14 protein-coding genes are annotated in these 11,953 nt (G+C 42.4%); 1 reads left to right on the top strand and 13 read right to left on the bottom strand.

All coding sequences use genetic code 11. The features are described 5' to 3' along the window. Nucleotides 1-24: 24 nt before the first annotated feature. Together dapB and CSV67_RS10690 are read right to left on the bottom strand one after the other, a co-directional pair. Entirely contained in the window at nt 25-825 is an 801-nt protein-coding gene (gene dapB / locus CSV67_RS10695) for a 4-hydroxy-tetrahydrodipicolinate reductase (protein ID WP_099631577.1), read from the bottom strand. Then, nucleotides 815-1,153 carry a nucleotide pyrophosphohydrolase gene (locus CSV67_RS10690; protein WP_099631576.1) on the bottom strand — a complete coding sequence of 113 codons (339 nt, stop codon included), beginning with the start codon at nt 1,151-1,153 and terminating at the stop codon, nt 815-817. The genes dapB and CSV67_RS10690 overlap by 11 nt, the downstream gene beginning before the upstream one ends. A 181-nt stretch (nt 1,154-1,334) precedes the next feature. On the opposite strand from CSV67_RS10690, the gene CSV67_RS10685 reads away from it, so the two are divergent. Then, nucleotides 1,335-2,207 (top strand): YitT family protein, encoded by an 873-nt coding sequence (locus CSV67_RS10685; protein WP_099631575.1) that lies wholly within the window; start codon nt 1,335-1,337, stop codon nt 2,205-2,207. Nucleotides 2,208-2,246: 39 nt separating this feature from the next. On the opposite strand, the gene CSV67_RS10680 is transcribed toward CSV67_RS10685, so the two are convergent. The 11 genes from CSV67_RS10680 to hisC all read right to left on the bottom strand — a co-directional run bounded on the left by CSV67_RS10680 (nt 2,247) and on the right by hisC (nt 11,937). Continuing rightward, nucleotides 2,247-2,915 (bottom strand): zinc metallopeptidase, encoded by a 669-nt coding sequence (locus CSV67_RS10680; RefSeq protein ID WP_199171302.1) that lies wholly within the window; start codon nt 2,913-2,915, stop codon nt 2,247-2,249. Nucleotides 2,916-2,981: 66 nt separating this feature from the next. Then, nucleotides 2,982-3,587, bottom strand: a complete 606-nt coding sequence (lhaT, locus tag CSV67_RS10675; protein WP_099631659.1) for a lipoprotein heptaprenylglyceryl N-acetyltransferase LhaT — start codon at nt 3,585-3,587, stop codon at nt 2,982-2,984. A 97-nt stretch (nt 3,588-3,684) separates the two neighbouring features. Beyond that, nucleotides 3,685-4,452 (bottom strand): menaquinol-cytochrome c reductase cytochrome b/c subunit, encoded by a 768-nt coding sequence (locus CSV67_RS10670; RefSeq protein ID WP_099631573.1) that lies wholly within the window; start codon nt 4,450-4,452, stop codon nt 3,685-3,687. Nucleotides 4,453-4,503: 51 nt separating this feature from the next. Further along, nucleotides 4,504-5,178 (bottom strand): menaquinol-cytochrome c reductase cytochrome b subunit, encoded by a 675-nt coding sequence (gene qcrB / locus CSV67_RS10665; protein ID WP_081244540.1) that lies wholly within the window; start codon nt 5,176-5,178, stop codon nt 4,504-4,506. Nucleotides 5,179-5,200: 22 nt separating this feature from the next. Further along, the gene (locus tag CSV67_RS10660) at nt 5,201-5,704 is read right to left on the bottom strand and encodes a QcrA and Rieske domain-containing protein (RefSeq protein ID WP_099631572.1); all 504 of its coding nucleotides are present in this window, start codon (nt 5,702-5,704) and stop codon (nt 5,201-5,203) included. A 318-nt stretch (nt 5,705-6,022) separates the two neighbouring features. Further along, nucleotides 6,023-6,472: a DUF2487 family protein gene (locus tag CSV67_RS10655; protein WP_158231606.1), complete on the bottom strand. Its 450-nt coding sequence runs from the start codon at nt 6,470-6,472 to the stop codon at nt 6,023-6,025. A gap of 85 nt (nt 6,473-6,557) precedes the next feature. Continuing rightward, nucleotides 6,558-7,118 (bottom strand): ReoY family proteolytic degradation factor, encoded by a 561-nt coding sequence (locus tag CSV67_RS10650; protein ID WP_099631570.1) that lies wholly within the window; start codon nt 7,116-7,118, stop codon nt 6,558-6,560. 1 nt (nt 7,119) lies between these two features. Further along, nucleotides 7,120-8,382 (bottom strand): tetratricopeptide repeat protein, encoded by a 1,263-nt coding sequence (locus tag CSV67_RS10645; protein WP_099631569.1) that lies wholly within the window; start codon nt 8,380-8,382, stop codon nt 7,120-7,122. A gap of 27 nt (nt 8,383-8,409) precedes the next feature. Then, nucleotides 8,410-9,705 (bottom strand): 3-phosphoshikimate 1-carboxyvinyltransferase, encoded by a 1,296-nt coding sequence (gene aroA / locus CSV67_RS10640; protein ID WP_099631568.1) that lies wholly within the window; start codon nt 9,703-9,705, stop codon nt 8,410-8,412. A gap of 15 nt (nt 9,706-9,720) precedes the next feature. Continuing rightward, entirely contained in the window at nt 9,721-10,833 is a 1,113-nt protein-coding gene (locus CSV67_RS10635) for a prephenate dehydrogenase (RefSeq protein WP_099631567.1), read from the bottom strand. Between the two features lie 12 nt (nt 10,834-10,845). Continuing rightward, entirely contained in the window at nt 10,846-11,937 is a 1,092-nt protein-coding gene (gene hisC, locus CSV67_RS10630; protein WP_099631566.1) for a histidinol-phosphate transaminase, read from the bottom strand. Between the last annotated feature and the right edge of the window lie 16 nt (nt 11,938-11,953).

The raw sequence follows: 11,953 nt of genomic DNA, 5'->3' as shown, positions 1-11,953 counted from the left end.
CGTTAACCGCCTCACTGCAAAAATTTAATCTATAATTTTTTCAAGCCCATAAATGAATCGTGGAGTAGAAACAGCTTCACGAATCGAAAGTAAAATACCCGGCATAAAGGACTTCCGGTCGAAAGAGTCGTGACGGATCTTGAGCAATTCCCCTTCACCGCCAAGTAATACTTCTTGATGTGCGAGTAATCCCGGTAAACGAATACTGTGAATTTTCATTCCTTCGATATCGGCACCACGTGCACCTTTAAGTTTCTCTTGTTCTTCTGGATGGCCTTGGATATGAGCGGCACGTACTTCACGGATCATCTCTGCCGTTTTCACAGCTGTTCCGGACGGTGCATCCAATTTCCGATCATGGTGCATTTCAAGTATTTCAACATCTCCTAAGTAACGAGCAGCTTGTTGAGCAAATTTCATCATGAGAACTGCGCCAATCGAGAAGTTCGGTGCGATAATACAGCTTTTTTGCTGTTCATTGGACAGACTCTCTAAGTCTTTGAGCATTTCAGCCGTCAATCCAGATGTTCCGATTACTACATCCATGCCTAATGACAATGCTTTACTTGCGTTAGCAAATACCGCATCGGGATCTGTGACATCAAGTAATACATCAGGATGGTGCGCAGCATGCAACGCTTCAAGCGATGTGAAAATCGGTATTCCACCTTCGGCATCCGATACTGTTCCATTATGTAAATATTCCCCGTCATGTTTATAATCGAGTACCGCTACAATCTCTATATCTGCCGCTTCCGTTCCTGCGACTATAGCAGTCCCACCCATTCTTCCACGTGCACCTGCTATTGCTAATTTAATCATCATTCTTTTCCTCCTTTTTGGTCCAGCGATCTTTATCTCTTGTGTTGAATTTTGTCAATACGGTATCTAGCGCTTCGGATAAATCGATTTGTTGTGAGTTAGCAAAACAAATTAAGACGAATAATAGATCGCCCGTTTCTTCCTCCAACGTTCGGATGGCTTCAGAAGATTTTTTCTTCTTCATCCCGTAGCGATCCTGTACTTCACGGGATAATTCCCCCAACTCCTCCGTAAGCCGTGCGATGAGTTCCATTGGAGGAAAGTATCCTTCTTTAAAACCAGTTATGTATGTATCAACATCTCGTTGCAATTGTTCCATCGTTTTAGTCATCGCTATCAACTCCCCTTCCTATCGTATGCATTCTTCTGGCTATTGTCAAAATATAATATTTAGCACATACTATGTATAGTGCACGTATCACTGAATGATTATAAGTGCGTACGTAGGACAAGCTACATAGAACAAGAAGTTCAATTACATCCAGAATCAATTAACAGGAGGAGTGGTGTGTTTGTTCGCTGGAATTCGTGTACGGAATATTTTATTGATTATGTTAGGCGCAGCGCTATTTAGTTTTGGACTCGTGAACTTTACGATTCAGCATGAACTAGCAGAAGGTGGATTTACCGGAATTACATTAATTCTACTGTTTGCTTTCAATTGGGATCCAGCCTTACTGAACTTATTGCTGAATATCCCCATGTTTTTAATAGGTTGGAAAATGCTTGGCAGACGTTCCTTCATCTATACTGTCATCGGTACGGTGGCAGTGTCGATTTTCATTAAAGTGTTCATGCAGTATCAAGTGAATATCCATATGGAAGGTGACCTGTTCCTAGTCGCGCTATTTGCTGGCGTATTCATCGGTGTAGGACTAGGTATTATATTTAGAAGCGGTGGGACGACAGGTGGCTCCGATATCATAGCGAGACTCGTACATAAGAAATATGGAATTACGATGGGTAAAACGATGTTTGTGTTCGATGCCGCTATCATTTTATTGTCATGGGCTGTCTATTTAGATTACCGCTCGATGATGTATACATTGGTTGCACTCTTCGTTGGAGCTCGCGTCATTGATTTCGTACAAGAAGGAGCATACTCTGCGAGAGGTGCATTCATTGTAACGAACTTTCCAGATGAAATCGCTACTAACATATCAAATTCTATGGAGCGAGGCGTGACGGTGTTCAAAGGTTACGGTCATTTTTCAAAAGAAAACCGTGAAATACTCTACTGCGTGGTCGGAAAAAATGAAATGATTCGATTGAAAAACCTCATCACCGCTGTAGATCCCGAAGCATTCGTCTCCATGATGGAAGTACATGATGTAATGGGTGAAGGATTTACATTGGATGAACAAAAAAGGCCAATCAGTGATTAAAAAAAATCCTTCTGCTATAGCAGAAGGATTTTGTATTTATTAGTCACGGCTTGTAAAGATTAAAATCAAACGAACTAGCTCCAGTACAGCTACTGCAGTTGCAGCAACATATGTCATCGCGGCTGCACTCAATACTTTTTTCGCTTGTGGTTCTTCATCATTACGGATGATGCCAAGTTGAATGATTTGATCCATCGCACGTGATGATGCATTAAACTCTACTGGCAATGTAACAATTTGGAATAGTACCCCAACGGCCATCAACAGAATTCCGATACCTAGCAAAGAGTTCATGCTAGAGAAGATAATCCCAATCATGATGAATACCCAGGATGCGTTTGAAGTCAAACTAGCGACTGGCGCCAGTCTGTGGCGGAAACGCAAGAATGAGTAAGCCTCTTTATCTTGAATAGCGTGACCGACTTCGTGCGCCGCTACTGCAGTACCTGCTACAGATGATTCATGATAGTTACTTGTCGATAGTGCCACGATCTTTGTCAATGGATTATAATGATCCGTTAAAAACCCTTGGCTTTCCACTACCTTTACATCATGTAAACCATTTTGATCCAAAATAAGCCTTGCTACTTGAGCACCTGTCATCCCAGAAGTAGAACGTATCTTTGAATACTTTTTATATGTGCTTTTCACTTTAAATTGCGCATAGATAGGAAGCAATAAAATGATACCAAAGTAAATCCAGAACACGTATATCTCTCCCCTTTCTCTCTGCCTTTAATTTTATAATGTTTACTTGCTTCCTGCAACTATTAACTACGCTTTCAACACGCGCATATCCAGTCTCGACTTATAATTCCACATAGCCGTAGCAATACAAGCTATGGATAACCAAAATGTGAAATAGCCGATTTGTGGACTAAATTGCGAAAGGTCGTGGTAAATTGGCATTTGTCCGAAGACATAGTCGATTACATCATTATGAAGTGTCCAAATAGCCGCAATTGCAATATGCCAAGCTGTGAATTTATATTTTGGCAAGTATAAGGTTCCTTGCAATGCCATTGCGAAATGGGAGCCTATCAACATCCAGCCTATCCAACCAATCGAACCGGTTACAACGAGCGTCAACAAATTCATAGCGACCGCCCATAAGCCATACTTTACTAAAGTGATGAGTGCGAGTGCTTCCATCAATTTGAAGTTTCGATTAAGTAGCCAGCCTATTATAGCTATACAAAAGAACAAAGTAGCCGTAGGACTATCCGGTACGAAAATCCAGTATTTCGGTTCTGTGATTTCCAGTTGCCACATATACCAATCATATCCGTAGACCGAACCTACTATATTGATAAAAAGAAGAGTCCATAAGAATGATTTATGTGAAAGGATCATCCAGATTTGAGCCCATAACATTCGCAAAAACATCACCACTTCCATTGGAATATACTATTTTTATGTAAAGTTTAATTAAAGATCAATATATAGAAAAAAAGAGTCAGTTTCCTGACTCTTTTTCTTACTTTGTCTCTAGCTCAGATATAAATTCAGCAAGTACTTGAAGATCTTCTTCTGAACCTTCCCATGTACCAGCAGGCATTGTACCACGACCATCATGAGCGATTTTGATAATTTCTTCAGGTGTCAAACCTGTGTTAGTTAACGGTAAGCCCAGTCCACCTTGGAAGGAGTCACCGTGACAGCCAATACAGGAAGAGCCTTGATAAATCTCATACCCTTCAGCCGTTTCATCATATTCCACTTCGTCCACAATAGCACCTTGAACTTTTGCTGCTTCCCAGTCGTGGTTTTCGACTGATTCCCAAGTCAAGTAGAAGATAGCTAAGAACGAAAGAATCATGAAACCTGTTGGCAATGGACGCTTAAACGGACGTCTCTCTTTCGTTGTATCCATGAATGGAACTAGCATTAATGCCATAACTGCCAATCCAGGAATTACGATCGCACCGATCACGTTATAAGGACCGGAAGCGAATTCATATTTCAGTAGCTGATACATGAATAGGAAATACCAGTCTGGTATCGGTATATACATTGTATCCGTCGGGTCCGCTTGACGCTCAAGCGGTGACGGGTGTGCAAGAGTAACGATCAGATAACCGATTAAGAAAATCGATCCGACCATCCACTCTTTCAATAGAAAGTTTGGCCAGAATGCCTCGGTTTTACCCGGATATTCTGAGTAATCTTTTGGTGTATTCGACATCTTGCCTGAAGCCTTGATGCGCGAATCCCCAACAAATTTCATCCCTTTTCCGCGGTGCATGTTATTCCCTCCTTCTTAAATTTCAGATGACCCTAACCGAAAAATTGGTTCTTATAGTGGTCCGGAAATACCTTGTCTTCTGATCATGATAAAGTGCGCTGCAAGCAACCCAAGCAAAGCAGCCGGTAGGAAAAATACATGAATCGCGAAGAATCTTGTTAACGTCTGTGCACCTAAAATCGTGGAATCACCCGCGAGAAGGATTTTAATCTGTTCTCCGATGAAAGGTACTGACGCGGCAATCTCAATCCCAACTTTTGTTGCAAATAGAGCTTTCATATCCCAAGGCAATAGATATCCTGTGAATCCAAGACCTAGCATTACGACGAAGATCAATACTCCGACGATCCAGTTCAATTCACGAGGCTTCTTATAAGACCCTGTAAAGAATACACGCAAAGTATGTAGGAACATCATTACGATAACTAACGAAGCCCCCCAGTGGTGCATCCCACGCACAAGTTCACCGAATGCAACATCGTTCTGAAGGTAGAAAACTGATTTCCATGCGTTTTCAATATCCGGTGTGTAATACATTGTCAGGAACATACCAGACAAGATTTGGATAACCGTTACGAAAAACGTCAAACCTCCGAAACAATAGATGAATGCAGAAAAATGATGTGCAGGGTTTACGTGCTCAGGTACTTCGTGGTCAGCGATATCTCGCCAAATTGGTGTGATATCTAACCGTTCATCCACCCAATCATAAATTTTATTTAACACTGCGGTCGTACCCCCTTACCCTTTAGACTAATGTGTTCGGTATTACTCCACCAAGATAGACAAATCCGTCGATGACTTCTACTTCAAACTCATCAAGCGGTCCAAGCGGCGGTGTTCCTGGAATGTTTGCACCATTTTTCTTATAACGTCCAGCGTGACATGGGCAGAAAAATTCGTTTTTATGCTCGTCGCCTTCCCAGTTTACTGTACACCCTAAGTGTTTACAGACCGGAGAAAGTGCTATGACTTTGTCGCCTTCTTTGTAGACCCAAGCCGTATTAGATTCGTCAGAAGTATACCATCCATCTTGTCGATCTTTGATTGTATAGTCGACACGAACTGGTACTTCCGAGAGATCAGCTTCTTTTTGCGGTGTTGGAATCATGTCGGAACCGCCGGCACTAGCCAGAACGGGATCAATTGCGAAACGAATCATCGGCATCAGCATTGCAGAGGCCATGAACCCACCAGTTCCCATTAATGTATAACTTAGGAACGTGCGTCTTGACACTTTATTGCTCATCAGTAATTTCCCTCCTCTTACTCCAAAGTCAGTCCCACGGACATTCTTTTGCTAATTGTAATACTAGGACATATCTATGATATATCAATATGAAACTAAATTCAATAATGCTTTTAGTAGGTACTTAAGTTTGTGGACAAATATTAAGATTTGGTGACAAACGGCAATCAACCTTTAAATACGTCCCGATTAGTGCTTGTACCCTTTTGAGGACGGTGTTTAGGTGTGCCTGTACTGATAATGACATTAAAATTGATTTAGTTCAAGTTCTAAATCAAAAGATCGTGTCAATCCTGAACTCTGTCTTCAATATTTATCACCCTACTGCACATTCCAACTCTCCATAAAGTGTGTCAGTACTTGACGTAGCTGATCTTCCATGATGGTCTGGCGAAGATGGTTGTCCATCGTCTCGAGCGGAATGGACGGAAGCCAGACGACCTTACCTTCTACCGTCACGCTCGTCCACTTAGAATCTGTCGTAAGATAGAAGACATGCGTAAAGGAAGACTTCTTCAAATCTTGTGATAACGTGTCCGCCATTTGTTGCAAATCTGTTGACTGCGTGTATGAAACAGGCGGTAAGAACATCATACGTCCTTTAAATTGCTTCTCTATGAACATCGATAGATTCATCAAAAACTCAGAAGAGGATGCACTGTTTTTCATCATTTCAGGTCGTGTGTCTATCGTTATTAAAGGTACTACGACGGTATCAATATATTCCTTTTGAGTTATATACGTATCCACATCTTTTGGAACCCAGTTCATTGTCATTCCTCCTTACAATACTCAGTAAAGTTTAGCTCATATTTTTCCACAACGCAAACCAATGATTCCACCGCGGAGGGCGAAATCATTGGCTGATGTCTTTATCTTTTTTCATCTCGTTCAACATAGCTGTCAAGCTAATGAACAGCTCACGGTCACCGTTGTCCAGTGCTTCATCGATTCTCTTCAGTAACATGTCATTGGTCGTTAATGTGAAGCTTTCTTCCAACAGCTTTTCAGCTATTTGTTGGTCTTTCTTTTTCTTCAGCAGATCTTCCGGCAAGTAAGGATTCTCTTCCGCCACACTCGCGTACTCAGGACATTTGTTGCTGTGTTTGAAATTCAGTTGGATGAACATATCCTCGTCTGGGTGCAGTCTAAGGTCGTGAAATGACTTTTCCGCATCAGCCGTCATCAAATTTCCCTTGTAGAAGCGAAACGGAATACTATCCACCTCTGTTGTGGAAATGATCATGGCGCGTGGACAGTGATGTGCCTCATTTGTAAAATGAACATTCATTAATAAATGTTCGTTGCTGAGAAGATAATTTAAAATCCATACACATTCCCGGCGCTTTAATCGATAGCGCTTTAAAAACCACCTTAAAAATTCTTTTTTAGCAGCTACAGGAACCACGGCCTTCATCCTACCCCTCCTCTTCAGATTGCGCGATGTATGCGATCCATTCCTCATCATGCGGAGCGATTCTTACTAGCTGCTGAATTACTGGTAACGCTTCCTCGCGCTTACCTTCCTCCAGCAAGAATCGTGCATATTGATCTAAGAAAGCAGCATCTTCGTTCATCCCATCATATGCTTTGAAATACATTTCATACGCTTTTTCGTAATCTTCTGTACGTTCATAGGCATATGCAAGGAAAGCATGAAGTAAAGGGATTTCTAATTGATCGACTTCAGAGTACGTCAGCAGATCAATTAACGCTTCGTCATCTTCCTGATTTTCATAAACCGAAGCAAGCGTGACAATTGCATCAATATACTCCGGATCTAAAACGAGGGCTTCTTTTAAATGCTCTTCTGCCTGTTCTGGCATTTGCAGTTTCAATGCAGATTTCCCTGCGGCCAGCTGCAATTCTTTATCGAACTCATCGCGTTCAATACCTTTTTTAAAAAACTCCAACGCTTTGTCGTCTTCATTTTGTTGCGCGTAGCTTTGACCTGCAAGCATATAAGCGGAGAAATAATCTGGATCCATTTCTAGCAACTGCTCAAGACGTGTGACCGCTTCCGAGTAGCGAGCAGTTTGATAGTAAGCCAACCCTAATCCAAACAACACTTCAGGATGTACTTCCTTGTCCAGTAATGCCTCGTAGAACGGAATGGCTTCCTCGTACGCAGCACCTGCACTGTACGCTTCTGCAAGTCGCGAAGATAGACGAACACCTGCGATCTCTTCGGTTGTCTCGTGAAGCTTCCCGTAAATTCTCACAGCCTCACTATATCTACCTGACTCCAATAGAAGTTCTGCTTGCGCAAGTTGGATTACCGGTTCGTGCGGGGCCAATGTTGCGGCTTCACGCACTTTAGATAATGCCGTTTCGGCAAGTCCAAGCATTTGATAATAATCCGCTTGTGCAAGCAATGCTTGCACATACTCTTCTTCGTCTGGTGAGACGTCCGTCAGTAATAGTAAGGCTTCATCCTCTTCACCAAGTTCAAGTAAAGCGGCAGCGCGATCTATTTTCAACTGAGCTTCGTCAGGGAATACGAGCAACAACTGAGAAAATATATCGTCAGCTTGTCTGACGAATCCATATTCGATCAATAGATTTGCGACATTGTATAATGTGTCATACTCATTGGTAGCTTGCAGTTTCTGTATTTCATCATGAAGTACATCTAAATCTCCATTCAGTACTGTTTGCTCCAATTCCTGCAATATCTTCATTTTTTCACCTGAGCTTTCTACTCTACTTTATTGATTAACTAGCTCCGAAAGATCTTCGAAAAAGCGCGGATAGGAAATCGCGATACAAGATGGATTATCAATCTGAACAGGACTTGACGTAATCAATCCCGCTACCGCTGCCATCATGCCTAGACGATGATCACCGTAGGATTGAAGTGTGGCACCCGCAAGTGGTGTCGGACCATGAATAATCATACCGTCAGTCGTGGTCTCAATATTCGCTCCGAGCTTCCGTAATTCCGTAGCAACCGCCTCAATACGGTCCGTCTCTTTTACACGAAGTTCTTCAGCATTTTTTATAATAGTTTTTCCATCTGCTTGTGTTGCTAATAAAGCAAGTACAGGAAGTTCATCGATTAATCTTGGAATCAAATCACCACCGATTTCAGTTCCTCGCAGTCGCGAATGCTTTATTCGTACAGTGCCATAACGCTCACCCGAAAAACCTTGTTCATCTGATAGTTCGATTTCCACGCCCATCGCTTCTAGCACATCTAGTATACCTGTACGAGTAGGGTTCAATCCAACTTTTAGGAACGACACATCACTGTTTTCAACTAATGCCGTAGCTACCATGAAAAAAGCCGCGGAGGAAATGTCTCCTGGTACGACGACATCTGTACCTGTTAGTTGTTGCCCTCCTTCGATCCGGATTACTTTGTCTTGTTGTTCCAGCTTCGCACCAAATTGTACTAACATACGTTCTGTGTGATCTCGCGATACAGTAATTTCTGTAACAGACGTAGTCCCCTTGGCTTGAAGACCTGCAAGTAAGACAGCGGACTTTACTTGCGCGCTAGCAACTGGCATCAAATAATCGATTGCTTGCAATGTGTTCCCAGTGATTATAAGTGGTAAGTAATCCGCCGATCCTTTACTTTTGATATCCGCACCCATTTGCTCCAAAGGATACGTCACACGCTTCATCGGACGCTTAGATAAATATTGATCTCCACACATTTCAGACGTTACGGAAGAACCAGATAAAATACCTAACATTAATCGCGCAGTTGTTCCCGAGTTACCCGCGTCAAGTGCTCCAGCTGGAGTCTGCCACTCCGCGATGCCAGGACTTTCAATCGTCACTGAAGTTCCGTTCCGCGTAATCTTTACACCAAGCTGTTTGAACATTTCAATGGTGCTCAGACAATCTTCACCATCCAAAAAACCACTGATTGTGGTTTTGCCCTTTGCAATTGAACCCAACATAACCGCGCGGTGGGAAATTGATTTATCTCCAGGTACTTGTAAAGCACCGCGAAGTACTGGCTTTTCGAATGAAACCGTTTGTATTTCTGACATTACGCTCTCCCCCTCTTAAAGTACATGCATAGAATAGTCAGTTTTTGCCGTCAATACTTGACGAGCTTTCTTACGTTCAGCAGCTGATTGGAAGCTGACAACTAAAATGCCATACACATCGGTACGTGTTTCCACGATACGTATATTGGTCAAACTAATATTGGCATCTGCTAGAATTTTCGTGATCTCGGAAATGATACCCGGATGATCTGGTATGTCGATGTGTAGATCAAATGTCATGTAGAGCGCACCTTGGACCGCGCCTTCATTTGTAGAAGGAAGTTGATCGCGGTAAGTTTTCGCCTGCGCAAAGAAATCGAATATACGCTCTGGATTATTGTCTTCTAGCATAGCGCGAATTGTATTCATTTCGTCGAGCCAACCGTCTACCTGTGACAACAACTCATCCCGATTTTGGATTGTAATATCACGCCACATGACAGGATCTGCCGAAGCGATACGTGTTAAATCACGGAAACCACCTGCAGCTAATTTTTTCACGAATGGTTGTTGTTCTTCCTGCGCGGCTAAGCGGCCGACTAATGAGGAGGCTACAATATGCGGGAAATGACTGATGATAGCTGTCATACGATCGTGTTCTTCCGCTTGTAGGACAATCAATTTCGCTTTGGTGGAGGAAAGCAATTTCTCTATATCATCGATTTGTTTTTCAGTCGTTGTGTCATTCGGTGTCAGAATGTAATAGGCGTTCTCAAAGAGATGTTCCATCGCAGCGGATACACCACTTTTATGGGATCCCGCCATTGGATGGCCACCTATAAAGGTGATTCCTTTTTCTTGTAAGATCTTCGCAGCATCCATAATCGGTTTTTTCGTACTCCCTGTATCAGAGACGATTACATGTTCTTTGAAGTCCCAGTCTTGCGCTTCTTTAAAGAGAGCGACCGTTGTATTGACGGGCGTCGCAAAAACAACAAAGTCAGCCTGTTCACAGGCTGATTTTGCAGAAGGTGCGACCGTGTCAATGATTCCTCTTCGAAATGCTTCATCAGCAGTTGCATAGGAGCGGTCAAAACCTACAATATGAATTTCTGGATTTCGTTTTAATGCTAGACCTAGTGATCCACCGATCAATCCGAGTCCAATTATAGCTACTGTTGTTTTCATTGTCATCTATCCTTATTGGTTAGTTAATAGTTGATCGAACGCTTTAAAGAAGCCTGTATTTTGTTCATGCGTTCCAATCGTTACGCGAACGAATCCTGGTGTACCTAGCAGATTTCCGCTACGGACAATATATCCATTTTGCATGAAAATCTCGCATGCAGCATCCGCGTCTAGAGGGACAGCGATTAATACAAAATTAGTTTCTGACGGATAGATGGCCAATGCATGCTGTTGCGCATAGTCTACATATCGTTTTCGTTCTTCGTCATTTTTCGTAACACAATCTTGAAGGAATCGCTGATCCGCAAGGGCAACTTCCGCTACTGCTAATGCAAGCGAGCTGTTGTTGAATGGGTTCCGCACTTTATTAAGCTCAGATACTATATCCGCGTTAGCGACGCCATAACCTATGCGGAAACTTGCCAGTCCGTATGCTTTAGAAAACGTACGAAGTACAATCAAGTTGTCATAGTCATGAATCCACGTCATAGCGTCTTGCTGTGTCGGATCTGTAACAAATTCAAAGTATGCTTCATCGAGAACAACAAGTGCCGTTTTAGGTACCTGATCCAAGAATTTTTTAATTGAGTCACTTGACAAAAGATTACCTGTTGGATTATTCGGATTACACACCCAAATGACAGCCGTTTCTTCATCAGTGGCTTTTAAAAAGCCTTCTAAATCATGATCACCATTTTCAAGCATAGCCACTTCACGAATTTCGGCACCCTCTATTTTTGCATTATGTGCGTACTGTGGGAATGTCGTAGAAGCCATTACCGTATTAGTTCCTGTTTGCAGTAAGGCGCGGGAAATGATGGAAACAATTTCATCTGAACCATTCCCGAAAATAATTTCATTCGGATCGATTTGATGGAATTCTGCCAGCTTCCCCCGTAATCCTGCGGTGTAAGCATCTGGATAAATTTCAAATTGAGCTGCCTTTGAACGTAAATATTCTGCGACTTCAGGTGATGAACCATAAGGGTTTTCATTTGAAGCGAGCTTATGTACTTCTTGCAGGCCGTATGTACGTTTTACTTCCGCTAATGAACGACCAGGTGTATAAGGTTGCATCGTGCGTAATATTGGTTTCCACTTCATTAGATCGCTCCCCTTC

Origin of the sequence: Sporosarcina sp. P2 (assembly GCF_002743255.1) — a bacterium.
In the GTDB taxonomy this organism is placed as follows: domain Bacteria; phylum Bacillota; class Bacilli; order Bacillales_A; family Planococcaceae; genus Sporosarcina.
This window is presented reverse-complemented; position numbering and strand designations above follow the sequence as displayed.

Coding starts and splice junctions, on each gene's coding strand:
- aroA (WP_099631568.1), bottom strand. CDS start 9,705: ATGTCAGAAATACAAACGGTTTCATTCGAAAAGCCAGTACTTCGCGGT.
- hisC (WP_099631566.1), bottom strand. CDS start 11,937: ATGAAGTGGAAACCAATATTACGCACGATGCAACCTTATACACCTGGT.
- CSV67_RS10635 (WP_099631567.1), bottom strand. CDS start 10,833: ATGAAAACAACAGTAGCTATAATTGGACTCGGATTGATCGGTGGATCA.
- dapB (WP_099631577.1), bottom strand. CDS start 825: ATGATGATTAAATTAGCAATAGCAGGTGCACGTGGAAGAATGGGTGGG.
- CSV67_RS10655 (WP_158231606.1), bottom strand. CDS start 6,472: ATGAACTGGGTTCCAAAAGATGTGGATACGTATATAACTCAAAAGGAA.
- CSV67_RS10645 (WP_099631569.1), bottom strand. CDS start 8,382: ATGAAGATATTGCAGGAATTGGAGCAAACAGTACTGAATGGAGATTTA.
- CSV67_RS10650 (WP_099631570.1), bottom strand. CDS start 7,118: ATGAAGGCCGTGGTTCCTGTAGCTGCTAAAAAAGAATTTTTAAGGTGG.
- CSV67_RS10690 (WP_099631576.1), bottom strand. CDS start 1,153: ATGACTAAAACGATGGAACAATTGCAACGAGATGTTGATACATACATA.
- CSV67_RS10670 (WP_099631573.1), bottom strand. CDS start 4,452: ATGCACCGCGGAAAAGGGATGAAATTTGTTGGGGATTCGCGCATCAAG.